Here is a 24,066-nt window from a genome sequence, read left to right as displayed (position 1 = left end):
GTTGCAAAAATAAGAATTAATTAGCATTAGAAAGGATAATTTATCCCAAAATTTAAAACCGAGTGTCCAAAATTGTATTCTTTGAACCAACGATCTCCCTTGTCATGCGCTGGATTATAGGTCTTAAAGCCTAAATCTAAGCGAATAACAAAAAAGCTTAAATCGTAACGCAAACCGAATCCTGTCCCTAAAGCAATTTCAGCTAAATCGTTTAAGTTGTTAAATCTTGCTTTGTCATCAATCACATTATCGAGCACATTCCAGATATTTCCGGCATCTGCAAATATTGCTCCTTTGACATCCCCAAAAACTTTAAATCGAAATTCTGCACTCATGGCAATTTTCATGTTTGCCTCATTAAAATCGTTTACCGCATTCGTGCTTCCCGGACCCAATGCATAAGGTTGCCATGCACGGTTGTCATTTGAACCTCCGGAATAATAACTTCGTGAAAACGGAATATAATTTGAATTTCCAAACGGGATTGCGATACCAAAAAAGCTTCGTACTGCTAATACTTGTTCTTTTCCAAAATCCCAGTGCTTGATATAATCAAATTCGGTTTTTATATATTCTGAATATTCTAAGTTGAAAATTTCATAGTTGCCATTTGCGTTTTTAGGCAATCCTGCAATACCTGAGATAGCGGTTAATAAACTTCCTGCAGATTCTATTTTGGTTTTAAACTGATAAAAAGTATTATCAGCAAGATCTTTTTTAGTGGTTTTGGTAAAGGTGTAGCTTGTGGCTAAAATAAAGTCGTTTTCAGTCAAACGAACTCTTCGTTCTTCTATACTTTGTACATCTTTATATTCCGGATCTCCGGGAACTAAAGCAGTTTGATTGGTTAATACTTCATTTGTAAAATTAGTTGTTCCTTTCGGTATGAGTAAGTTTTTATTTACATCAAGATTTTCGGAGTCTTCATTATAAGTATTAGCAATGCCGTTTAATTCGTTATAAGAAGAAGTGTAAACTTTGAAATAATTATCAGGATTTAAATTGCGTACAAATTGTGCGTTAAGCAATTCAAGTTTTGCTGTGTTATTTCGTTTAGGCGACCAGTTATAAGCGATTCCACCCGTGAAATTTTCTTTATCTAAACCGATATTCCGTTGTTTAGAGAAACCTGCAGCGATGCTGGTAGAAGGAATCATCCTCTTCGGGATAATTTTTTCAGTTCCAAAAGGCAATAAAATCCTTGGGAAATTCAGTTTTAAATCGATTCCGTATTCTGATACGTTAAAGAAATTATCATTGGGGTTGGCCATGTCTTTCGAAGAACCAAGATTCAAACGAGTAGAAATTTCAAGTGTTTCCGCTCTGTTGAAAACGTTTCTGATGGTTTCGGAAATACTCGCTCCAATACCAAAATCCTGAATATTAGAGTGCGTTACGTCAAAAGAAGCTCCAAAGCTATACTTCTTTCTGGGTGTCAGATAAACATTGGCAATCAGGGATTGTGCAGTTGAGTCGCGTTTATCGACCTGATATTGAATCGAAGGATAATTGAAAATTTTCAAATTATTTAAATACCTCGAAGAAAGAGTTGTTCTGGTGTCAGAAAAAGTGCTCCCTTTGGTAATGAAAACAGCATCCGTAATCGCGCGCGGTTTGTATTTTAGCTTTTTATAACTGTATAAATTAAAGTTCTTGTAGCTCGTACTGTCTGTGATTTTGTTTTTTGCATTTGCAGGAGAGTAGTCCGTATAAATGTTAACATCACTTATTTTATAAAGTTTAAAAGGTTCAGTTCTGCTTGAATCTCTTTCCTGAATATTGTTGTTGTTCACAATTAAAGTGACATCAGCTTTACTTTTTTTGCCAATCGTATCAATATCAAAAGTAACATAGGTGGGTTGAAAAAAGTAGGCGCCGTGATTTCTAAAGTAAGTAGTAAGGCGGTTTTTCTCTTCCTCAAAATCGGCAGTTTTGTATTGCTTGCCTGATTTTAAAAATGAAGGTTCATTATTATTTTTGTATAATGAATCCAGAGCCGGAGTCATAATATTGGTTTTAATAGTATCTAAAGTATATGCCGGACCAGTTGTAATGAGGTAATTAATTTTGGCTTTTTTTCTGGCCACACTATCAATACTGTAATCTGTTGCAACATTAAAATATCCATTATTAAAATAATAGAATTTTAAACGTAAAAGGGATTTTTTTGTTTTTGCAGTATCAATAACTACAGGCGGTTCTCCTGTGCTTTTCAGGAAATCATTTAGGCCTTTGTTTATAAATGACTGACCAAGACGGTCTACTTGTTTGGCAGATAATAATTTTGCCTGACGCTCATATAAACCTGGATGTTTTTTAAATTTTGCCTGATAAGTAGAGTCTGGATTTAAGTTGGCTAAATTGTATAAGTTTAGACGTAAACGATATCCTAATAATGTTCCGTTTGGTTTTTGGTACATTTGATTAGAAGCTATTTCATCATTCGTAGCCTTTCCGTTTACAAGAATAGTGTTTTTGACAAGAAGGTTTTTTCCATCGGGAACTCTTTTTACAGCATTACAACCGCAAATAAATATTGCTATTAGAATAAATGCTGTTATTTTTGTGGAATTCTTTTTCAAGTGTTCTTAAATATTTAATTCAAAAGTACATTATTTTATGGTTAGTAAAAACCAAATAAAACTTATCTCAGGTTTACATCAAAAAAAGCAACGTTTTGCAAATCAATTGTTTTTTGCAGAAGGAGTAAAAGTAATTCAAGAATTGTTGCTATCCAATTTTGAATTAGAGCATTTATACACCACTCTAAATGATTTTGAAGAGGTTCATTCTTCAAGATGCACGCTTATTAATGAGCAAGAACTAAAAAAAATTAGTGCTTTATCAACTCCAAATTCATGTTTGGCGGTTTTTAAAATTCCATTCGAAAATAAAATAACCAACTCTGGTTTGATTTTAGCTTTAGACGATATTCGCGATCCCGGAAACCTGGGCACGATTTTACGTCTTTGTGACTGGTTTGGTATCAAACAAATTATTTGTTCTAAAGAAACCGTCGATATTTATAATCCAAAAGTAGTTCAGGCAACAATGGGTTCTATTGCAAGAGTAAATGTGAATTATGTTGATTTGAAAGCTTTTATTGCAGAGACAACTCTCCCTGTTTTTGGAACTTTTATGGATGGCGAAAATATTTATCAATCTAATTTACCTCAAAGCGGAATCATTATTATGGGTAATGAAGCCAATGGTATTTCAGCAGAGATTGAAAAAATGGTTACAAGCCGACTCACAATTCCAAGGTTTGGAGTGCTGCAAAAAACCGAAAGTTTAAATGTAGCTACTGCAACAGCAATTATTCTTAGTGAATTTAAACGAAATAGTTAGGTTTTTGTTTTAATGAAAAGTGAAATTAATTAAAATGGCTCTTGATTTCATTGAATCTATATTGTCTGTCCATGGGCTTGGTCCGTTTGCCGGATTGTCACGAATTAATTCATCAGTAATTCCAAACATACCTCTGATAGAAGGGGAGAAAATAAAATATTCTGAAAAAATATCTATTCCAAAACCAAGTTCATAGGCTGAAGTCCATTGTTTTACCCTGAATTTGCCTTCAAAGTTGTCGTCTTTTGATTTTGCGTTACTGGATAAATTTAATGTCGTAGACATCCCTCCAACTAAATACGGACGGATGTTTCCTGTACGCAAAGCGGAGAATTTTAATAATAATGGGAAGTGAATATAGGTACTGTTTACTTCTCTTAAGTAATCTTTTTCTAAGGGTAAATTTGGATAAAACAAATCGCGTTTTGTGTAATACAAACCTGGTTCAAAACGCAAATTAATATATTCCTGCAGCCTTAAATCAGCTACAACACCAACATTAAAACCGGTAGTCTTCTTTACCTGAATGTCCGGACCTGGAGTTTTATAGTCAAATTTAAAATCGAAACTATTAAAACCTAAGTAATATCCAAAATACAGACGTTGTTTTTGCCAGTTTTCAAGATTTATGATAGGATCCTTGCTAAACATGCTTTTAGCAAATTGAGAGTATCCTTGTGTCGTTAAGACTAATAAAAGTAAGACTACAGTTTTTTTCATACTATTTTTTAGATGCAGAATAAATGGTTGCAACGCCAAATGTTTGAGGCATAGCTACAACATCTATAAACCCAATTTTTCTCAAAATATTGTTCAGAGCTTCTCCATAAGGAAAAACAGCAGCAGATTCAGACAAATAGCCATAAGCTGAATTGTCTTTAGAAAACAACTTTCCGATGATTGGAAGGATGTTTTTACTGTAAAATTTATATCCTTGTTTGTAAGGCGTTTTATCGGGTACTGAAGTTTCTAAAATTACAAATACACCGTTTGGTTTTAAAACTCTCAAAATTTCAGTAAATCCTTTTTCTAAATTCTCGAAATTACGAACACCAAAACCAACTGTAATAGCATCAAAGTAATTGTCTTCAAAAGGTATTTTTTCTGAATCTCCTAAAACTAAATCAATAATAGTAGATAATTTTTTTTCCTCAATTTTCTTTTTTCCCACTTCAAGCATTCCTGCAGAAATATCTAAACCAATTATTTTTTCAGCATTGGTTTGTGTCATCAGGATTGCTAAGTCGCCAGTTCCGGTTGCGATATCAAGAATGATTTTTGGTTTTTTATCCGATACTATTTTTAATACTTTTTTTCGCCACTTAATATCGATTCCAAATGAAATTACGCGGTTCAAATTATCGTAGTTTCCGGAAATGTTATCAAACATTTGGGCAACTTGCTCTTTTTTACCTAAAGAAGAGTCTTTATATGGGGTTATTTTTTCAGACATTTTTTTTATTTACGCAAATATAATACAATCTGTCTTAACTGTAATTGAGTTTTTTAATTTGTAAATTAAATGTTTTGGGTATTGGTATTTAATTCTTAATTGAGATGTAATTCTGGCTTATCACCGAAAGACGGTATTTTGAAAAAATCACTAAAAGTGGGTATTGCAGGATGTGGTTTTTATGGGCAACTTTGCTACAGTTAAAAGATAAAATTTTAATGATTGATAGAATATAATGACTTGAATCAAATGAATATTTTTTTGCACTGGTAGTTTCATTTGTTCTTGTAAGTAGTTTTGAAAGTATTGTTCTTGGGGCCAATACTCTTTATAAGTGCGAAATACGTTCTTAGGATTAAATTTGTTTTTGGAAATTTTAATTTTCTTGCCTTTAATATCTTAGTGGTATTTGTTATTAAAGGCTCTATTGAGATTCGTTCTCAGTTTTAACATTAAATGTTATTCAGTTATTCAAATGTTTATTTTGACATTTGTGATTTTTTTTTACCAAAACTATTTCTGGAATAAGTCAGATCAAAAAATCAATCGTTTTTAAAAAACATCCTTCACAAGAGGATGTTTTTTTATTTTCGGATGTATGTTTCGTACGTATAATCATAAAGATGTTTTTCATCTTTAAAGTTTTCTTCAGATTCTACCAGTTCCCATTTCTCTTTGTTTATTTTAGGAAAAAAAGCATCAGCCTCAAAAGTATGGTGTACTTTGGTTATTTCTATAATGTCTGTATAAGGTAGTGCTAAATTGTAAATTTCGCCTCCTCCAATAACATAAGAATCTTCATTTTCAGGGCATGCAGCAATTGCTTTTTCGATACTGTCAACTACAATACAGCCTTCCGGATGATAATCTTTTTGACGTGTTATTACCACATGTACTCTGTTTGGGAGTGGTTTAGGGAAGCTTTCAAAAGTTTTTCTTCCCATAATGATGTGATGATTCGTTGTAAGCGTTTTGAATCTTTTAAAATCATTTGGTAAATGCCAAACTAATTCATTGTTTTTTCCAAGTGCGTTATTTTCGGCAACAGCCGCTATCATTATAATCATGGTAATATAAAACTAAATTTTATTTTCAGTATCCTCATTTATTCGGGACTCTAACTGACTGATTCTTTTTTGCTGTAAAGCAACAAGGCGGTCAATTTGTTCTCTTTCCCATTTTTTATTCATGAACCGATCTGTGATGTACACTTTTATAAAATGTAAGATAAAGATAAAGAACCAGATTGTAATACCCCAAAGACACCAATTTTGTTCTGTGTTAGCGCCAAAACCAAAAAATCTATTGGCAATAAATAGAAACAAACTCCCTAGTAGAAAAAGTACAAAATGAAAGTAGAGAATCTTTTTTTGTCTAAGTCTTCTTCTGGCGTATTCGTATTGTTCGTGCACTTCTTTTTCCATAAGATATAAATGAGGTTATAAAGTTAAAATTTATTTTGTAATCACCCTATTTAGATTCTATAATATTTCGTCTAAAATGAGCTAAGAGTTTGAAATCCAAAATTTAAAAGCGATTTAATTATTGATATAGCTAAAAAAATATTCTGTTTTTGATATTATCACAAATCGCTTGTGAAGGTATCGAATGTTCATGTGAATTTATGTAATTTAGTGTATGAATCTAAAAACTAAATAGTTATGTCTTTGAAGAAACAATTTATTAAAACGAAGCCGGTTTGTAAAGTTACATTTTCTGTAGATGCTAAAGATGCAAGTTCGGCAGCGGTTGTGGGAGATTTTAACAACTGGAATATTGAAGAAGGAACTTTAAGTAAGTTAAAAAATGGCACTTTTAAAGCCACTTATGACTTGGTTAAAGATGCAATTTACGAGTTTAAGTATGTAATTGACGGAAGTTATGTTAATGATCCTGAGGCAGATTCTTATAAATGGAATGATTTTGCCGGAAGTGAAAATAGTGTTTTGGTGGTTTGAAAAATGAGTATAAAAAAATCCGCTTAAATTTTTAAGCGGATTTTTTTATATTTTATACGGCAACACTACCTTTTATGCCGGCATACGGTTCGTAGTCTAAAAGTGTAAAGTCATTATAATCAAAATCAAAAATGTTCTTAATCTCAGGATTCAGGATCATTTTTGGCAATGGTTTTGGCTCGCGTGTTAATTGTAGTTCTAATTGCTCAAAATGATTGTTGTAGATGTGTGCATCTCCAAAAGTGTGAATAAATTCTCCAGCTTCAAGATCACAAACCTGAGCAATCATCATGGTTAATAATGCATAAGAAGCAATGTTAAACGGAACTCCTAAAAAGATATCTGCGCTTCGTTGGTACAACTGGCAGGATAATTTTCCTTTTGTCTCGCCTTTTTCAGGATCAGGACTTGTTACGTAAAACTGAAAAAAAGCATGACAAGGAGGTAAAGCAGCTTTGTTGTTGGCTACATTTTCTTCAAATGATTTTTTAGTATCCGGCAAAACAGATGGGTTCCAGGCTGAAACCAGCATTCTGCGGCTGTTTGGGTTAGTTTTAAGTTCTGTAATTAATTCAGAGATCTGATCGATTTCTTCGCTGTTCCAATTGCGCCATTGGTGCCCGTAAACGGGACCTAGATCCCCATTCGAATCTGCCCAGGCATCCCAGATTTTTACACCGTTTTCCTGAAGGTATTTTATATTGGTATCGCCTTTTAAAAACCAAAGCAATTCGTAAATAATAGATTTTAAGTGTACTTTTTTGGTTGTAACCATTGGAAAACCTTCACTTAAATCAAAACGCATCTGGTAGCCAAAAACACTTTTGGTTCCTGTTCCTGTTCGGTCTCCTTTTTGGTTCCCGTTTTCTAAAACATGTTTTACTAAATCTAAGTATTGCTTCATAATTGGTTTATTCGGTTATTCGCTGATTTGTTTAATCGGTTAACCGAATAAACAAATCAGCGATTAAACATTGAATTTTATCTTTTCGAGATTTCGTCTCTGATTTTAGCTGCTTTTTCGTAATCTTCCTGAGAAACGGCCTGATCTAGAAGCTCGTTTAGTTCCTGTAAACTATGTTTGGCATAAACATCACCGGATTGATTGCTTTCTTCTTCTTGTCCAAAAGTTTCAGGATTAGAAAGTACATCATCAATTTCCTGAGATCCCTGATCTGTTTCCGCAGTATTTGATTTTAAATAAATTCCTGCTTTGTCTAAAATGTTTTTATAGGTAAAAATAGGAGCATTGAAACGCAAAGCCAATGCAATAGCGTCAGAAGTTCTGGCATCAATGATTTCTTCAATTTTGTCTCTTTCACAAATTAAACTGGAATAAAAAACACCATCTACAAGCTTATGGATAATCACTTGTTTTACAACGATATCAAATCTTTCTGCGAAGTTTTTAAACAAATCGTGTGTTAATGGGCGGGGAGGTTTAATCTCTTTTTCTAATGCAATAGCAATCGACTGGGCTTCAAAAGCGCCAATGACTATTGGTAATTTTCTTTCGCCATCAACTTCATTCAAAATTAAGGCATAAGCGCCATTTTGAGTTTGACTGTATGAAATTCCTTTTATGGATAATTTTACTAGACTCATATATGTGGGTAAAAAAGGGCAATTAATGCCTCATTTTAATACTTTTTTTGATTGAAAAATAAAGGTGCAATTTTAATCAAAAAATATGGAACAAAAAAGCCACCTAAAACAAAGATACGATTATCTTGTTTTTAGGCAGCTATATTTTTATAGAGAATTTTTAAATTAAGAATGTTGTGCTTTAAAAGCTTTCAATTTCTCAATTAATTCCGGAACAATTGTAAAGGCATCTCCAACTACACCATAATCGGCAACTTTAAAGAAAGGAGCTTCAGGATCGTTGTTGATTACCAATTTTACTTTTGATGAATTGATACCCGCAATATGCTGGATTGCGCCAGAAATTCCTATTGCAATATATAAGTTGGTTGCAACCGGTTTTCCTGTTTGACCAACGTGTTCGCTGTGAGGTCTCCAGCCTAAATCAGAAACGGGTTTAGAACATGCAGTTGCAGCACCTAATACGGCAGCTAAATCTTCGATTAACCCCCAGTTTTCCGGGCCTTTTAATCCACGTCCGCCAGAAACTACGATATCAGCATCAGCGATAGATACTTTTCCGCTTACTTTTTCTACAGATTCTACTTTTACACCAAAGTCATTGTCTCCAATAGATGGGTTAAAATCTTCTTCAGTTGCAGATCCTGCACTTTCGAAAATTCCGTAAGAGTTTTTAGCCAAGCCAAGAACTTTGACATCTGTATTGATTTCTGTGATATTGAAAGCTTTGTTTGAGAAAGCATTTCTTTTTACCTGAAAAGGAGAAGTGCTAACCGGTAATCCAACAACATTTGAGGCGAAACCAGCATTTAGAGCCACGGCAACTAATGATGAAAGATAAATACTGTCTGTAGTCGAAGAAAGTAAAACTACTTTTGTCCCTTCTTTTTCAGCAGCTTGTTTGATAACATCTGCGTAAGCCTTAGCTGTAAAACCTGCTAATTTATCATTGGTTACTTTTAATACTTTGTCAACTCCGTATTTAGCCAGTTCGCTAACATTACTGTTATTTACAGTTAAAGCTGTAACGGTTGTTCCAAGTGATTCTGCTACTTTTTTAGCGTAAGAAGCTAATTCAAAAGCAACTTTTTTAAATTTTCCTTCTGCAGATTCTGCATATATTAATATAGACATGATTTTTTGTTTAAAGGTTATTAGTTTCAGGTTTCGCGTTTCAGGTTCTAAACTGAAGTCTGAAAACTGAGACTGAAAACTGTTTACTAGATTACTTTTGCTTCGTTGTGTAATAAATTGATTAACTCATCTAAATTATCAGGAGAAACTAATTTTACTGCTGATTTTGGTGCTGGTTTTTCAAATTTTACTGCTTTTGTATTTACAGGAGCGTCAACCGGTTCAAGGATTGTAAGTGCTTTTGTTCTTGCAGTCATAATACCTCTCATGTTAGGAATACGGAGATCTTTTTCTTCAACCAGACCTTTTTGTCCACCAATGATCAATGGTAAAGTTGTACTTACGGTTTCTTTTCCGCCATCGATATCACGAACTGCTTTTACATTGCTGCCGTCAACAGTAATAGCTGTACAAGAGTTTAAGAAGTTAGAGCCTAAAATTCCTGCAATCATTCCGGGAACCATTCCGCCATTATAATCAAGAGATTCTTTTCCTGCAATTACTAAGTCGTAACCTCCGTTTTTGATTACTTCAGCCAATTGCTTTGCAACAAAAAAACCATCAGTTGGGTTTGCATTTACACGAATTGCTTCATTTGCACCAATTGCAAGTGCTTTACGTAAAGTTGGTTCAGTATCAGGTCCTCCAACGTTTACTACAGTTACAGTAGCGCCTTGCTGTTCCTGAAACCAAATAGCACGTGTCAAACCAAACTCGTCATTAGGATTAATTACATATTGTACACCATTGGTATCGAATTCTGAGTCACCATTGGAGAAGTTGATTTTTGAAGTAGTATCAGGCACGTGGCTGATGCAAACTAATATTTTCATAAGTATATATTTTATATTTATAATATGCTTCTACAAATTTAGAATTTAATTTGGAATAATTATACTATGCATGCATAATATTTTTGAAAACTATTACGATTTCGAAGAATGTAAGGTTTAAGAGCTGTTTTTGTATAGTCGAAAAGAAATCATATATTCATTTAGGCTGATTATTAAGGGTGTACAAAGGGGTGGATTTTTACATATGTTAAATTTTAGCTGATTTATACTACTTTTTGAATTGTTACGTTTTACAGAAACAATTCTGTAAATTTTAGAATTAAACAAAAAGAGTTGAATTTGTATGATAAGAGTTTTTATGTATGAAATAGATGTTATTATATCGATTTCGTAAATGTCACAATAATTTTTAAAAAGTTAAAAGCGTAAGTCCGAAGGAAGATCGTGTGATTTTAAATCTAATTTATGCTTTTAAGTTATTTAAAATATTTATTTTTGCTTTTCAGAAAATTCAACATACAATATAAATATGAGAACAATACAATTTAGAGAGGCCATTTGCGAAGCGATGAGCGAAGAAATGCGTCACGATGAATCCATATATTTAATGGGCGAAGAAGTTGCAGAATACAACGGAGCATACAAGGCTTCAAAAGGAATGCTTGCTGAGTTTGGCGAAAAAAGAGTAATCGATACTCCAATTGCTGAGCTTGGTTTTACAGGAATTGCAGTAGGATCAGCTATGAACGGTTGTCGTCCTATTGTCGAGTACATGACTTTCAACTTCTGTTTAGTAGGTATTGATCAAATTATAAATAACGCTGCTAAAATGCGTCAAATGACAGGTGGACAATTTAATGTGCCTATCGTTTTTCGTGGACCAACTGCTTCTGCAGGTCAATTAGGAGCTACTCACTCTCAAGCTTTAGAAAACTGGTTTGCAAACACTCCGGGTCTTAAAGTTGTTGTGCCTTCAACTCCTTATGATGCAAAAGGATTATTAAAATCAGCGATTCGTGATAACGATCCTGTAATTTTTATGGAATCTGAGCAAATGTACGGTGATAAAGGAGAAGTACCGGACGGAGAATATACAATTCCACTAGGAGTTGCTGATATCAAACGTGAAGGAACAGATGTTACTATCGTTTCTTTCGGAAAAATTATCAAAGAAGCTTTTATTGCTGCTGATGAATTAGCTAAAGAAGGTATTTCTTGTGAGATTATCGATCTAAGAACCGTTCGTCCAATGGACAAAGACGCAATCTTAAAATCGGTTAAAAAAACAAACCGTTTAGTAATTTTAGAAGAAGCATGGCCGTTTGCAAGTATTTCATCTGAGATCACTTATATCGTTCAGGAGCAGGCTTTCGATTTTCTTGATGCTCCAATTCAGCGTATTACAACAGCAGATACACCAGCACCTTACTCTCCTGTTTTACTAAAAGACTGGTTGCCAAATGCAGCTGATGTAGTAAAAGCAGTAAAGAAAGTAATGTACAAATAGTAAATTAAACAATACTTATAAAACTTCATCAGTCATATTAATTGATGAAGTTTTTTTTTGCCAGATTATGAAAAAGATAATTTTACTCAGCCTGTTTTTTGTATTTGCATTTGCAAGTATTGCTATTGCACAAACTAAAGTGAGTGGAATTGTTTTGGACAAATCGAATCAGCCTGTTCCGTTTGCCAATGTGGTTTTTAAAGGATCAAATACAGGAATAGTTTCTAATGAAGACGGTCGTTTCTATCTGGAATCGCCAATTACTTATACCGCATTATTGGTAAGTTCTGCAGGATTCTCGGATCGTGAGGTTCCTTTAGAAAAGGCTGTAAATTATGATTTTAAAATTGTTTTAAGCGAAGCTGAAGTATTAAACGAAGTGGTAATTTATACCGGAAAAACTTCTAAGAAAAATAATCCGGCCTTGGATATATTGAGAAAAATTTGGGAACGAAAGCGTAAAAACGGTCTCTACCAATTCAATCAATATCAAATGCAAAAGTACGAGAAAGTTGAGTTTGACATGAACACAATCGACAGTGCTTTTATGAAGAATAAACTCTTTAAAGGAATGGAGTTTATTTTTCAACATGTTGATACATCTGAGGTTACTGGTAAAACTTATTTGCCGATTTTTATAAACGAATCATTATATGATGTTTATGGGGATAATAAATTAAAGAAAACAAAAGAAAATATCACAGGAAGTAAAACATCCGGATTTAATGGGAATCAGCAAATCCTGGCTTTTGTAAAAGATTTGTATTCAGATTATAATATCTACGACAATCACCTTAAGTTTTTTGATAAAAGTTTTACGAGTCCGCTTTCAAGAACAGGAATTGATGTTTATAATTATGTCCTGAAAGACAGTGCTTATATTGATAAAAAATGGTGTTATAACATTGTTTTTTATCCAAGACGTAAAAACGAATTGACTTTTAAAGGAGATTTTTGGGTAAATGATACCACATTTGCGATCAAGAAAATCAATATGGGTGTTACTAAAAGCGCCAATATCAACTGGGTAAAAGATATTTATATCGAGCAGGAATTCGAAGTAGAGAATGACTCTGTTTTTCTATTGACGCGTGATTATATGATGTCTGATTTTGCTCTGAATAAAAAAGAAAAATCAAAAGGAGTTTACGGAAAAAGAACCACTTTGTTTAGAGGTCATAAATTCAATATTCAGAAACCGGAAAGTTTTTATAAGCAGGAAGTCAATTATATAGACAATGCTGTTTATGAACGGCCTGATGAATTTTGGGAAGAGAATCGTTTCGAAAAACTAAATAAAGACGAACAGGGTATCTATAAAATGCTGGATACTTTGCAAACAGTCAAAAGATTTAAACAGCTTTATAGTCTGGTTTCTATTTTAGGAAGTGGTTATGTCGAGTTCAAAAACTTTGATTTCGGGCCAATATTTTCAACATTCGGTTATAATGAAGTCGAAGGTTTGCGAATCCGTGCAGGAGGAAGAACGTATTTTGGACCAAATGATCCATGGCGTATTCAGGCTTATACCGCTTACGGTTTCGATGATAATAAATTCAAATACGGTGTTTCCGGAAAATGGATGGTTGATAAGAAAAATCGAGTGATCATCTCCGGAGGAAACAGGCGTGACATAGAACAAATTGGGGCTAGTTTAACCACCACAAATGATATTTTGGGACGAAGTTTTGCTTCTTCGGCCCTATTTACCACAGGAAGTAACGGAAAACTGACCAATATTAATCTAAGTAATGTTTCTGTAGAAATGGAACCCATAAAGAACTTCGTTGTTCAGGCTGGTATTTCCTATAGAACGTTAGAATCTGCTTCAACAACTTTTAGTTTAGATTATTACACTACTATGCCGACTGCAGCAAATCCTGCCGGTGTTGTTGCAAGTGCAGTAAAACAATCAGAAGCGAATATTCAGTTCGAATATATGCCCAATCGTAAAACAATTGGTTTTGGGGTAGAACGAGATCTCGTTGACAGTCCGTTTAGTCACTTCTTTGTAAATTTTAGTTATGGATTAAAAGGAGTTTTGGATAGTGATTTTGCTTACGAAAAAATACAATTATTCTACAAACAACCTATTATTATTGGACCATTAGGAAGATCAAATATTATACTTGAAACCGGAAAAACTTTTGGTACAATTCCGTTAGGATTAATGAGTGTAATTCCGGGTAACCAGACTTACTTTACTATTGAAAATACATTTAGTAACCTGAATTTTTACGAATTTATTACAGATCAGTATACCACTTTGCAATGGAATCATGATTTTGGAGGAAGATTATTTGCCAGAATTCCATTCATGAGAAAACTAAACTGGAGAGAATTTGTTGGGGTAAAAGGTGTTTACGGAACAATATCAAATGCGAATAGGGCTATCAACGCATCAGATCAACCCTACAACGCACCGGAAAATGTATATTGGGAATACAATGCCGGAATTGGGAATATCTTCAAAGTATTCCGTATCGATTTCTCCTGGAGAGGAAGTTACCTGAATACACCGGATGCCAATAAATTTGCAGTAAAAGGATCGTTTGGATTTTATTTCTAAAAATATTGAGGTTAAAAAAATAATCTCGCAAAGACGCCAAGTCGCTAAGTTTAAATTTGCTGCTTGGCGTTTACGTGATATAAAGTCCTAATATTGTCATTGCCTGTTCGCAAAACCTGTCGGGTTTACTATGCGTTAAGGCTGGGATGTGATTTTTCCTTTGTAATTACAAATTGAAGCGTTTCTATTTTTTTTATCATAAGAAAGATCAAAAAAAATCTGTTTAATCTGTAAAATCTGTGTGAGAAAAAAACTTTGCACCTTCGTGATATTTTTATTTAATTTTAGAAGCTATTCCCGCTATCCGTTCCAATCTTTTATTTTTTAAAGAAAAAAATAAAAGGATTTCCACTGCTTTCGGGGCTAAAAATCACGTCATGCAGGAAGCAATCGATTTTCTAACTAATAAAAATCCAATTTTTCAGGAAATAATTGATAAGTACGGATTGCCGCCTATCCCGAAACGTCCTCAGGGTTTTGAAACTTTGGTGCTGCTGATTCTGGAACAACAAGTTTCTATCGATTCGGCGAAAGCCACATTCTTAAAAATTAAAGCATTCACCAACTGCAGTCCCGAAAAAATGTATGTTTTATCTGATGAAGAGTTTCGTGCTTTGGGCGTAAGCCGTCAAAAAACAAAGTATATTAAAATTTTAGCCGGAGCTATTTTAGCTAAAGAACTGGATGTTGCAAGTTTAGCGACAAAGTCTGCGCAACAAGTCCGGGAAGAACTTATTCAATTAAAAGGAATTGGAAACTGGACCATAGATATCTACCTCATGTTTTGCCTTGAGGAACCGGATTTGATTCCGTTAGGAGATATTGCGGTCGTTAATACAATCAAAGAATTACTTGATATTCACGATAAATTAGAAATGGAAATCCATACCCGGCAGTGGAGTCCGTATCGATCTTATGCAACATATTTACTGTGGCATTATTATTTAAATAAACGAAATCGAAAGATTACATATTAACTGTCTGTTTTTTAAAAGAAAAGTAGGTAGATTAATGCAGTTTTTTATTGTAAAAAAGGATTCTTTAGTTACTTTTGCAATCGAAATTATAGAAATAATAAAAAACAAAAATGACCGCAGACAAACTAACAACTTTCGATGTATTAATCGAAATACCACGTGGAAGTAGAAATAAATACGAGTACGATTTTGAAATTAAAAGAATGCGTTTCGACAGAATGTTATTCTCTTCAATGATGTACCCTGCTGATTACGGATTTATTCCTGAAACTTTAGCGCTTGACGGAGATCCTCTTGATGTATTGGTTTTAGTAAACGAACCAACTTTTCCCGGATGTGTAATGGAAGTAAAACCAATTGGTGTTTTCCATATGGCTGATGATAAAGGACCAGACGAAAAAATTATCTGTGTACCGGTTTCTGATCCAATCTGGAATTCTTTAACGGATCTTTCGGATATGAACCCACACTTAGTAAAAGAAATCGAGCATTTCTTCCAGGTGTACAAAGATCTTGAAAACAAAAAAGTAGATGTAGAAGGTTGGGGAGACGTAAACGAAGCATTTGCAATTATTGCAGAGTGTACGAAACGTTTTAATGATATCGAAAACAAACCAGAGGGATTATTTAGTATTAAATAATTTTAACCCTATTCTATTATAAAAAAAGCAATATTCCCGTCAGGAGTATTGCTTTTTTGTTTAAATTCGTTTTAGTTACTTTATTGAATATTAACCAATAACCATTAAAATATTATGAACGAATTTATGATTTACTTGCCAATTGTCATGGCAATTATAGGATTACTTTTCATGGGAATAAAAAGGACCTGGGTTTTAAAACAGGATGCTGGCGATGGAAAGATGAAGGAGATCTCTGATCACATCTATGAAGGCGCATTAGCATTTTTAAAAGCCGAATACCGATTACTAACTTTTTTTGTAATTGGTGCAAGTTTAGTCTTAGCCGGAATTTCTTTTGTTGTTCCTACTACACATATATTAATAGTGGTGGCGTTTATTTTTGGAGCATTTTTCTCGGCTTTGGCTGGAAATATGGGAATGAAAATAGCGACTAAAACAAATGTCAGAACAACTCAGGCTGCCCGTACAAGTTTGCCGCAGGCCTTAAAGGTTTCTTTTGGCGGAGGAACTGTAATGGGACTTGGAGTTGCAGGTTTGGCAGTTTTAGGACTAACCGGATTTTTTATTGTTTTCTTTCAAATATTCATGCACGGTGTTTGGACTTCATCTGAAGATATGACTAAGGTTTTAGAAACGTTAGCCGGATTTTCATTAGGAGCTGAATCAATTGCCTTATTTGCCAGAGTGGGTGGCGGAATCTACACAAAAGCGGCCGATGTTGGTGCCGATTTAGTAGGGAAAGTTGAAGCCGGAATTCCGGAAGATGATCCACGTAATCCGGCTACAATTGCAGATAACGTAGGGGATAATGTTGGAGACGTTGCGGGCATGGGAGCCGATTTATTTGGTTCGTATGTAGCAACTGTTCTGGCAGCAATGGTTTTAGGAAATTACGTGATCAAAGATATGGGTGGAAACATTCAGGATATTTTTGGCGGTATTGGCCCAATTTTATTGCCAATGGCAATTGCCGGTTTTGGAATCTTATTCTCGATTATCGGAACTACTTTAGTAAAAATAACTGATGATAATGCCAAAGAAGCGCAAGTACAAAAAGCATTAAATATAGGAAATTGGGTTTCAATTGTTCTAACAGCAATTGCCTGTTTCTTTTTAGTACGCTATATGTTGCCGGAAACCATGCAAATGAGCTTTTTTGGAGAAGGTTCTAAAGATATTTCCTCAATGCGTGTTTTCTATGCTACATTGGTCGGATTAATAGTTGGTGGTGCTATTTCATCCGTTACAGAATATTATACAGGATTAGGAACAAAACCAGTAATGGCAATTGTACAAAAATCATCAACGGGAGCAGGAACAAATGTTATTGCCGGTTTGGCTACCGGAATGATTTCTACTTTTCCAACAGTATTATTGTTTGCTGCGGCAATCTGGATTTCATATGCTTTAGCGGGGTTTTACGGAGTGGCTTTAGCAGCTTCAGCCATGATGGCTACTACGGCAATGCAATTGGCCATTGATGCTTTTGGGCCAATATCTGATAATGCAGGTGGAATCGCTGAAATGAGCGAATTACCAAAAGAAGTTCGTACCAGAACAGATATTTTAGATTCAGTAGGGAATACAACTGCAGCAACCGGAAAAGGATTTGCAATTGCTTCAGCAGCGTTAACTTCTTTAGCTTTATTTGCTGCGTATGTAACTTTTACAGGAATTGACGGAATTAATATTTTTAAAGCGCCAGTTCTGGCCATGTTATTTGTGGGTGGAATGATTCCGGTAGTTTTCTCGGCTTTGGCGATGAATTCTGTTGGAAAAGCTGCCATGGATATGGTGTATGAAGTACGTCGTCAGTTTAAGGAGATTCCCGGAATTATGGAAGGAACCGGAAAACCGGAATACGGAAAATGCGTTGAAATTTCTACAAAAGCCGCTTTACGCGAAATGATGTTGCCTGGAATCTTAACGATTGGTTTCCCGATTGCAATTGTACTATTAGGAAAATTAGTTTACGCTGATAACAATCAGTTAATTGCTGAAATGTTAGGCGGATATATGGCTGGAGTTACGGTTTCTGGTGTACTTTGGGCAGTTTTCCAAAACAATGCCGGAGGCGCCTGGGACAATGCTAAAAAATCTTTTGAAGCAGGAGTTCTAATCAACGGAGAGATGACCTATAAAGGTTCTGATGCGCATAAAGCTGCCGTAACCGGAGATACAGTTGGAGATCCGTTTAAGGATACTTCAGGACCATCAATGAACATCTTAATTAAATTGACTTGTTTGATTGGTTTGGTCATTGCGCCTATTTTAGGTGAAGGGCATTCGACTTCTGCTATGGCTGGAATAGGTTCCTGTTGTGCCAAAACCGAAATGCATGCGGGTGGTATTTCTAAATGTGGAGACATGTCAGGAATGACTAAAGAGGAATGCATTAAAATGTGCAAAGAGAAAGGATGTACAGCAGAGGAAACTGCAAAATGTTTAGCACATTATGATGCAAACGGTAAATATGTTCACCAAAGAACAGATTGTTTTGATACTACTAAATACAGTAAAAACAGGCTTGAGGTAAATTTGGCTACTGTTAACGGTGTTACAACCGGAACTGTAACGAAAACAGTAAACGGTAAAACAACTACAGAAGTTTATGAAGGTACTGAAGCTGAAGTAAAAGCGAAAATTGAAGCAGCGAAATAATTAGCTATCCTAACAGGTTTTGAAAACCTGTTAGGATAATAAAAAATGCCCCTAAATATTTAGAGGCATTTTTTTATTCGTGTAAATTCGTGCAATCGGTGTTTCTAAAATAACCCATTCAATTCTGCATCAATTCTGTTAATGATGTTTCCTAAATCTTCCGGATTATCTACGAAATTGATATTGTCGACATCAATAATCAATAATTTTCCTTTCGTATAAGTCTGAACCCAGGCTTCGTATCTTTCGTTCAAACGACTTAAATAATCGATCGAAATAGAGTTTTCGTAATCACGTCCGCGTTTGTGAATCTGTCCCACTAAATTAGGAATAGAACTTCTTAAATAAATCAATAAATCAGGCGCTTTTACTAATGATTCCATTAATTCAAAAAGAGAAGTGTAATTTTCAAAATCACGACTTGTCATTAATCCCATCGAATACAGGTTGGGAGCAAAGATAAAGGCATCTTCATAAATTGTTCGATCCTGAATAATTTTCTTTCCGCTTTCGCGAATTTGTAATACCTGACGGAAACGGCTGTTCAGGAAATAAATTTGCAAATTAAATGACCAACGCTCCATTTGATGGTAAAAATCATCTAAATACGGATTATCAACTACATCTTCGTAATGGGGTTCCCATTTAAAATGTTTAGCTAATAATTTAGTTAAGGTTGTTTTTCCGGCTCCTATATTTCCTGCTATTGCTATGTGCATTACGGTGTTACGATTTTATAATTTGTTATTTCCTGATCTGTAAAAATAGATAAAATTTGGTCTTTGTAGCAGAATTTGTCAAACGATTTTTCTAAAATTTCAATTTCAGAAAAAGCACTTGAATTTGTACTGGTGATGTCTTTAAAATACAACAAATTAGCTTTGCTATAAAGATATTGATGATTGTTAATGATCTCGATGCAATCGAAATCAGCTATTTTTCCTAAAGAAGTTATTTTTCCAAAAATATCACAAGAAAACCAGTTGTTTTTTTTATCAATCCAATAGAAAGTATTAAAATCAGTTTGGTAGTATTTTATGGTTTCTATTAGAGGCGTAGAAACCGTTTTATATTCATTTTTCAGATAATCAAAAAGTCCAATTTGTTGGTTTAAGGCATTATAAATCCAAAGTTGGTTTTGTGTCGACATTCCGGTTAACGAAACCACGATAGGTATATTATTTAAGGAAAAATTAATTTCTGTGATTTTATTCAATTGATTGTCTAATAAAACTACGGTATTAAAATCTTCATAGAATAAAACGATTTTAAGCGGGTTTTGCAAATCGACCCTGGTAATTTTTCCCAATGAGACATTTTTGTACTCAAAGATCTCTTTGTCTCTGATCTTACGGAAAACATTGTTGTTGATTTGATACCGATATCCAAAAGAATCATATCCTAAAAAATTATCAACATCAATTGTAAAATGAGAAACTGAAGCAGCTTTTATTTTTTGATTTTGTGAAAAAACAACTGAAAAAGAGCAGGCAATAAAGAGAAGATATAAAAAAAAAGGTGCCGTTTTGCTCATGATACTAAGGTTTCGAGAAGCCAAATTACAAAAAACTACACTAGGAATTGTAAAATCACATCGATTTACTTTTTTATCCTTTTTAAATTGTAATGGTCTAACTAATAGGCGATTTTGTCTATATCTTGGAGGTGTTGATATATTTAACTTTCGGTATTTTAAAATAAATAATACATTTGAGTGTAAGTTTTATTGGATTTACTCAATTTTAAAGAAAGCACAATGAAAAAAATAATCTATTATATGTCCGTGATGCTTGTATTTACTCAGATGCAGGCTCAAAAAGATTTTCAGGGAATGGCAGTTTATGAATCCAAAACACAGGCCCCCAAATTTGAAGGAATGCGGGGCAATCGTGATATTACGCCTGAAATGCAAAAGACCATGGAGGACCGAATGAAAAAAATGCTGGAGAAAACCTTTATTCTGAATTTTGACAAATCGGCTTCTATTTATAAAGAAGAAGAAAAGTTAGAAGCTCCGGGACAACAAGGTGGCGGAATGCGTGTCATGATGAATTCGTTTATGGGCGGTGGAGGAACTTTCTATAAAGACGTAAAAACGAAATCCTATACAGTTGATAAGGAATTTATGGGAAAAGAATTTCTGGTGGTAGATTCTTTGCCAAAGCTAAACTGGAAAATGGAATCTGAAACCAAGCAAATTGGAGGCTATACCTGTTACAAAGCAACGGCAGTAAAAGAAGCCAGCAAAACCGATTTTAGAAACTTCAGGCCTAAAAATAATGAAGATAAAAAGCCTGAAGATAAAAAAGAAGAAACAAAGAAAACTTCGGGAGAAACGAAAACCAATTTCGAAGATAATTTTGAAATGCCAAAAGAAGTTACCGTAACCGCCTGGTACTCGCCAGAGATTCCGGTAAACCAAGGACCTGAAAATTATTGGGGATTACCGGGTTTGATTTTGGAGGTAAATGATGGAAGAACCACTATTTTATGTTCAAAGATTGTTTTGAATGCAAAAGACAAAGTAGAAATAAAGCCTTCTAAAAAAGGCAAAGTGATTTCTCAGAAAGAGTATGATGAAACCGTAATTAAAAAAATGGAAGAATTTAGAGAAATGAATCGTGGTCGTGCAGGAGGGCCACCTCCAATGATGGGAAGATAAAACTTCACCTCTAAATTTTTATATATTCTAATCATTTTTTTAATGAACAAGACTCTTTTTATCCTCGCCTTACTATTTACTTCTATATGCTTTTCTCAAAGTGTTCGTTTTGATGGCTTTATTCAGGATGAGCAAAAAAATCCGTTAGAAATGGCCAATATTATGGCGGTAAACATTACTACAAAAGCCATGGATTCGTACGGAATTACGAATGACAAAGGAAGGTTTCAACTGACATTGAAGCCCAATACTTCGTACTCGATTAAAGTAAGTTACCTCGGAATGAAATCGAAAGAAATTACTGTTTCGACACAAAGTGCAAACATCGTTCAGAACATTGTTATGGATGACACTGGAATCGAGCTCGAAGGAGTTGAAATTGTGCGTGAAATGCCCGTTTCCATAAAAGGGGATACGATTGTGTATAATGCAGATTCTTTTAAATCCGGAACAGAAAAAAAACTGGAAGATATTTTGAAGAAACTGCCGGGTGTTGAGGTAAATGCGGATGGCGAAATTGAAGTGGAAGGAAAAAAAGTAAGCAAATTAATGGTAGAAGGAAAGGATTTTTTTGACGGAGATACTAAACTTGGTGTTAAAAATATTCCGGCTGATGCCATTGATAAAATTCAGGTTCTAAGAAATTACAATGAAGTAAAGGCTTTAAAAGGATTAGAAAATGATCAGGATAATGTCGCAATGAATATTAAGCTGAAAGAAGGTAAAAAGAACTTTTGGTTTGGCGATGTGACGGCCGGAACCGGAGTAGGAGAACTTGATAGTCGTTATATTATTAATCCGAAATTGTTTTATTACAGTCCAAAATACAGCATTAACTTAATTACCAATTTTAATAATATTGGAGAATTGCCGCTAACGGCCCAGGATTATTTTAAGTTCACAGGCGGATTTAAAAACCTGATGAAGAAAGGGGGCAGTAATTTTAATGTTTCTTCAAACGACTTGGGGATTTCGATTTTAAGAAATAATCGCGCTAAGGAAATTGAAACAAAATTTGGAGCGACCAATTTTGCTTATTCCGTTACCAAAAAATGGAATATTAGTGGTTTCGGAATATTATCGACATCAAAAACAGATCTCGAAACCAAATCGCAAACGACCATTTTAGATTCCGGAGATGAGCAAAAGAGAGATGAAGAAACACATCAAAAAAATAATCTGGGTCTTTTTAAGTTGAGTTCCACTTATAAGCCAAATGATAAATTTCAGTTTGATTATGATATCTTAACAAAGATATCCAAACAAAATGAAGATACAGATCTGTTGCGCGAATCAGTAGTCAGTAATGTATCTGCTTTAGAAACTATTTTGACCAGTAAAAAGCAAGATCCCACCTCGATCAATCAAAATTTGAGTTTGTATTACACTCAAAGTGATAAAAATATTTTTGCTTTTGAAATGCAGCATTTGTATCAGGATGAAAATCCTTTTTACAATGCCAATCTAAAAACACAGCCTTTTGTTTTGTCCGGTTATACGCCGGATCAATCCAGAAACGATTTGAATCAGGATCGATTTGTGCAAACCAATAAAGTAGATGCCAAGTTAGATTATTACTACATGGTAACGCCAAAAAGCAATATCAATATTACGTTAGGAAATACCTATTCGTATCAGGATTTTAATTCTCATATTTTCCAAATGCTGGATAATGGAGACCGAAATGACTTAAATGACCCTGAAAACAATAATAAGGTCAAATATAATTTTAACGATGTGTTTCTGGGATTTCACTATAAAATTTTAGCAGGAAAATTTACATTGACGCCCGGTATCAGCGTACATTCGTACACGATGAAAAACACACAATTAGGAACTGATTATTCCCAAAACTTCATGAAAGTACTGCCTGATTTTTTTGCTTTGTATCAAATCAAAAAATCAGAAACACTGACTTATAATTTTTCTTTGTCTAATGATTTTACAGATATTAACCAATTGGCTGCAGGTTATGTTTTATCAGATTACAGCAGTTTGTTTCGAGGAAATCGTTTCTTGGAGAATGCGACTTCACAAGTACATTCGTTACGTTATTTCAAATATAATATGTTCAATTTTGAGAATATTTTTGCCAATGCGACCTATACCAAAAAAGTCGATGCCATTAAAACCAGTGCAGATTTTACCGGAATCAATCAGTCATCATCACCCTATAACTCTAATTTGGCCGATGAAACTTTTACCGGAATGGGAAATTACGGGCGTTCTTTTTTAAAGAATTATAAAGCATCTGTGAACGCAACATTCAATTGGTCAAAATTCAACAATATTCAGAATGCTGAATTGGCAACTACAGAAAGTTTTAGTCAAAGTTATACTGTAAAAGCTTCAACAAATTATAAAAACATGCCCAACCTTGAGATCGGTTATAATGCTTTGATTAATAAATATAGCGGTTCGACATATTATACAGACAAGCCTTTTGCGAGATTAGACTATTATTTCCTGAATAGTTTTTCGTTTGTTTCAGAGTATGAGTTTTACCATTATTACAATGGCAATAAAACAGTAGATAACGAGTATGATTTTTTAAGCGCCAGTTTAATTTATCAAAAAAAGGAGAGTAAATGGGAGTATAAAATCGCAGCAACCAACTTATTAAATACTAAATACCTCAATGATGACAGCTTCTCACAGTTTTCTACAAGAGTTTCGCAATACACAGTACAACCCCGTTATATTATCTTTTCAATGAAATATAATTTATAGTATTTTGGTTACATAAATTTATAT

Annotated in this window: 20 protein-coding genes; 9 read left to right on the top strand and 11 right to left on the bottom strand. The window is 34.1% G+C overall.

What is annotated here, in order from left to right; translation table 11 throughout:
• Positions 1–26 precede the first annotated feature (26 nt).
• The gene (locus ACQY44_RS10470; RefSeq protein ID WP_428230303.1) at positions 27–2,582 is read right to left on the bottom strand and encodes a BamA/TamA family outer membrane protein; all 2,556 of its coding nucleotides are present in this window, start codon (positions 2,580–2,582) and stop codon (positions 27–29) included.
• Positions 2,583–2,619: 37 nt separating this feature from the next.
• Here ACQY44_RS10470 and ACQY44_RS10465 point away from each other — a divergent pair, with 37 nt between their 5' ends.
• The gene (locus ACQY44_RS10465; protein WP_428230302.1) at positions 2,620–3,348 is read left to right on the top strand and encodes a TrmH family RNA methyltransferase; all 729 of its coding nucleotides are present in this window, start codon (positions 2,620–2,622) and stop codon (positions 3,346–3,348) included.
• Between the two features lie 9 nt (positions 3,349–3,357).
• Here the strand turns inward: ACQY44_RS10465 and ACQY44_RS10460 are convergent, their stop codons facing one another.
• The 4 genes from ACQY44_RS10460 to ACQY44_RS10445 form a co-directional block, all read right to left on the bottom strand.
• Entirely contained in the window at positions 3,358–4,068 is a 711-nt protein-coding gene (locus tag ACQY44_RS10460; protein WP_428230301.1) for a porin family protein, read from the bottom strand.
• Between the two features lies 1 nt (position 4,069).
• A complete protein-coding gene (ubiE, locus tag ACQY44_RS10455) occupies positions 4,070–4,801 on the bottom strand; it encodes a bifunctional demethylmenaquinone methyltransferase/2-methoxy-6-polyprenyl-1,4-benzoquinol methylase UbiE (RefSeq protein ID WP_428230300.1) in 732 nt (243 codons plus the stop codon).
• A gap of 584 nt (positions 4,802–5,385) precedes the next feature.
• A complete protein-coding gene (locus ACQY44_RS10450; RefSeq protein ID WP_428230299.1) occupies positions 5,386–5,868 on the bottom strand; it encodes a dihydrofolate reductase in 483 nt (160 codons plus the stop codon).
• Between the two features lie 12 nt (positions 5,869–5,880).
• Entirely contained in the window at positions 5,881–6,225 is a 345-nt protein-coding gene (locus ACQY44_RS10445; protein ID WP_428230298.1) for a 2TM domain-containing protein, read from the bottom strand.
• A gap of 237 nt (positions 6,226–6,462) precedes the next feature.
• Between ACQY44_RS10445 and ACQY44_RS10440 the strand changes: the two genes are divergently transcribed.
• Positions 6,463–6,759: an isoamylase early set domain-containing protein gene (locus ACQY44_RS10440; protein WP_428230297.1), complete on the top strand. Its 297-nt coding sequence runs from the start codon at positions 6,463–6,465 to the stop codon at positions 6,757–6,759.
• A gap of 52 nt (positions 6,760–6,811) precedes the next feature.
• Here the strand turns inward: ACQY44_RS10440 and ACQY44_RS10435 are convergent, their stop codons facing one another.
• From ACQY44_RS10435 to ACQY44_RS10420, 4 genes are all read right to left on the bottom strand, one after another.
• On the bottom strand, positions 6,812–7,663 hold the full coding sequence (locus tag ACQY44_RS10435; protein ID WP_428230296.1) for a thymidylate synthase: 852 nt from the start codon (positions 7,661–7,663) through the stop codon (positions 6,812–6,814).
• A 77-nt stretch (positions 7,664–7,740) separates the two neighbouring features.
• A complete protein-coding gene (locus tag ACQY44_RS10430; protein ID WP_089477841.1) occupies positions 7,741–8,364 on the bottom strand; it encodes a bifunctional nuclease family protein in 624 nt (207 codons plus the stop codon).
• A 165-nt stretch (positions 8,365–8,529) separates the two neighbouring features.
• A complete protein-coding gene (locus ACQY44_RS10425; RefSeq protein WP_428230295.1) occupies positions 8,530–9,498 on the bottom strand; it encodes an electron transfer flavoprotein subunit alpha/FixB family protein in 969 nt (322 codons plus the stop codon).
• An 86-nt stretch (positions 9,499–9,584) separates the two neighbouring features.
• A complete protein-coding gene (locus ACQY44_RS10420) occupies positions 9,585–10,331 on the bottom strand; it encodes an electron transfer flavoprotein subunit beta/FixA family protein (RefSeq protein WP_428230294.1) in 747 nt (248 codons plus the stop codon).
• Between the two features lie 490 nt (positions 10,332–10,821).
• On the opposite strand from ACQY44_RS10420, the gene ACQY44_RS10415 reads away from it, so the two are divergent.
• The 5 genes from ACQY44_RS10415 to ACQY44_RS10395 all read left to right on the top strand — a co-directional run bounded on the left by ACQY44_RS10415 (position 10,822) and on the right by ACQY44_RS10395 (position 18,650).
• On the top strand, positions 10,822–11,799 hold the full coding sequence (locus ACQY44_RS10415) for a pyruvate dehydrogenase complex E1 component subunit beta (protein WP_089354461.1): 978 nt from the start codon (positions 10,822–10,824) through the stop codon (positions 11,797–11,799).
• 67 nt (positions 11,800–11,866) lie between these two features.
• Positions 11,867–14,368 carry a DUF5686 family protein gene (locus ACQY44_RS10410; protein WP_428230293.1) on the top strand — a complete coding sequence of 834 codons (2,502 nt, stop codon included), beginning with the start codon at positions 11,867–11,869 and terminating at the stop codon, positions 14,366–14,368.
• Positions 14,369–14,745: 377 nt separating this feature from the next.
• The gene (locus ACQY44_RS10405; protein WP_428230292.1) at positions 14,746–15,345 is read left to right on the top strand and encodes a DNA-3-methyladenine glycosylase family protein; all 600 of its coding nucleotides are present in this window, start codon (positions 14,746–14,748) and stop codon (positions 15,343–15,345) included.
• A gap of 110 nt (positions 15,346–15,455) precedes the next feature.
• A complete protein-coding gene (locus ACQY44_RS10400; RefSeq protein WP_055097158.1) occupies positions 15,456–15,986 on the top strand; it encodes an inorganic diphosphatase in 531 nt (176 codons plus the stop codon).
• Between the two features lie 114 nt (positions 15,987–16,100).
• A complete protein-coding gene (locus ACQY44_RS10395) occupies positions 16,101–18,650 on the top strand; it encodes a sodium-translocating pyrophosphatase (protein WP_428230291.1) in 2,550 nt (849 codons plus the stop codon).
• Positions 18,651–18,754: 104 nt separating this feature from the next.
• On the opposite strand, the gene ACQY44_RS10390 is transcribed toward ACQY44_RS10395, so the two are convergent.
• Complete coding sequence (locus tag ACQY44_RS10390) at positions 18,755–19,369, bottom strand: deoxynucleoside kinase (RefSeq protein WP_428230290.1); 615 nt, start codon at positions 19,367–19,369, stop codon at positions 18,755–18,757.
• Positions 19,369–20,184, bottom strand: a complete 816-nt coding sequence (locus tag ACQY44_RS10385; protein WP_428230289.1) for a hypothetical protein — start codon at positions 20,182–20,184, stop codon at positions 19,369–19,371. The genes ACQY44_RS10390 and ACQY44_RS10385 overlap by 1 nt, the downstream gene beginning before the upstream one ends.
• A gap of 222 nt (positions 20,185–20,406) precedes the next feature.
• Between ACQY44_RS10385 and ACQY44_RS10380 the strand changes: the two genes are divergently transcribed.
• Positions 20,407–21,312 (top strand): GLPGLI family protein, encoded by a 906-nt coding sequence (locus tag ACQY44_RS10380; protein ID WP_428230288.1) that lies wholly within the window; start codon positions 20,407–20,409, stop codon positions 21,310–21,312.
• 42 nt (positions 21,313–21,354) lie between these two features.
• Entirely contained in the window at positions 21,355–24,042 is a 2,688-nt protein-coding gene (locus ACQY44_RS10375; RefSeq protein WP_428230287.1) for a carboxypeptidase-like regulatory domain-containing protein, read from the top strand.
• Positions 24,043–24,066: the final 24 nt, after the last annotated feature.

The sequence above is a fragment of the Flavobacterium sp. genome (assembly GCF_965277525.1).
Lineage (GTDB): Bacteria > Bacteroidota > Bacteroidia > Flavobacteriales > Flavobacteriaceae > Flavobacterium.
Note: the sequence above shows the minus strand (reverse complement) of the source record. Positions and strands in the feature narration are given on the sequence as shown.

What these genes read in the sequence shown, in the direction of transcription:
- ACQY44_RS10405 (WP_428230292.1), top strand. Translation starts at nt 14,746, where the DNA reads ATGCAGGAAGCAATCGATTTTCTAACTAATAAAAATCCAATTTTTCAG.
- ACQY44_RS10465 (WP_428230302.1), top strand. Translation starts at nt 2,620, where the DNA reads ATGGTTAGTAAAAACCAAATAAAACTTATCTCAGGTTTACATCAAAAA.
- ACQY44_RS10430 (WP_089477841.1), bottom strand. Translation starts at nt 8,364, where the DNA reads ATGAGTCTAGTAAAATTATCCATAAAAGGAATTTCATACAGTCAAACT.
- ACQY44_RS10380 (WP_428230288.1), top strand. Translation starts at nt 20,407, where the DNA reads ATGAAAAAAATAATCTATTATATGTCCGTGATGCTTGTATTTACTCAG.
- ACQY44_RS10435 (WP_428230296.1), bottom strand. Translation starts at nt 7,663, where the DNA reads ATGAAGCAATACTTAGATTTAGTAAAACATGTTTTAGAAAACGGGAAC.
- ACQY44_RS10425 (WP_428230295.1), bottom strand. Translation starts at nt 9,498, where the DNA reads ATGTCTATATTAATATATGCAGAATCTGCAGAAGGAAAATTTAAAAAA.
- ACQY44_RS10375 (WP_428230287.1), top strand. Translation starts at nt 21,355, where the DNA reads ATGAACAAGACTCTTTTTATCCTCGCCTTACTATTTACTTCTATATGC.
- ACQY44_RS10385 (WP_428230289.1), bottom strand. Translation starts at nt 20,184, where the DNA reads ATGAGCAAAACGGCACCTTTTTTTTTATATCTTCTCTTTATTGCCTGC.
- ACQY44_RS10415 (WP_089354461.1), top strand. Translation starts at nt 10,822, where the DNA reads ATGAGAACAATACAATTTAGAGAGGCCATTTGCGAAGCGATGAGCGAA.
- ACQY44_RS10390 (WP_428230290.1), bottom strand. Translation starts at nt 19,369, where the DNA reads ATGCACATAGCAATAGCAGGAAATATAGGAGCCGGAAAAACAACCTTA.
- ubiE (WP_428230300.1), bottom strand. Translation starts at nt 4,801, where the DNA reads ATGTCTGAAAAAATAACCCCATATAAAGACTCTTCTTTAGGTAAAAAA.
- ACQY44_RS10420 (WP_428230294.1), bottom strand. Translation starts at nt 10,331, where the DNA reads ATGAAAATATTAGTTTGCATCAGCCACGTGCCTGATACTACTTCAAAA.
- ACQY44_RS10450 (WP_428230299.1), bottom strand. Translation starts at nt 5,868, where the DNA reads ATGATTATAATGATAGCGGCTGTTGCCGAAAATAACGCACTTGGAAAA.
- ACQY44_RS10440 (WP_428230297.1), top strand. Translation starts at nt 6,463, where the DNA reads ATGTCTTTGAAGAAACAATTTATTAAAACGAAGCCGGTTTGTAAAGTT.
- ACQY44_RS10445 (WP_428230298.1), bottom strand. Translation starts at nt 6,225, where the DNA reads ATGGAAAAAGAAGTGCACGAACAATACGAATACGCCAGAAGAAGACTT.
- ACQY44_RS10460 (WP_428230301.1), bottom strand. Translation starts at nt 4,068, where the DNA reads ATGAAAAAAACTGTAGTCTTACTTTTATTAGTCTTAACGACACAAGGA.
- ACQY44_RS10410 (WP_428230293.1), top strand. Translation starts at nt 11,867, where the DNA reads ATGAAAAAGATAATTTTACTCAGCCTGTTTTTTGTATTTGCATTTGCA.
- ACQY44_RS10395 (WP_428230291.1), top strand. Translation starts at nt 16,101, where the DNA reads ATGAACGAATTTATGATTTACTTGCCAATTGTCATGGCAATTATAGGA.
- ACQY44_RS10400 (WP_055097158.1), top strand. Translation starts at nt 15,456, where the DNA reads ATGACCGCAGACAAACTAACAACTTTCGATGTATTAATCGAAATACCA.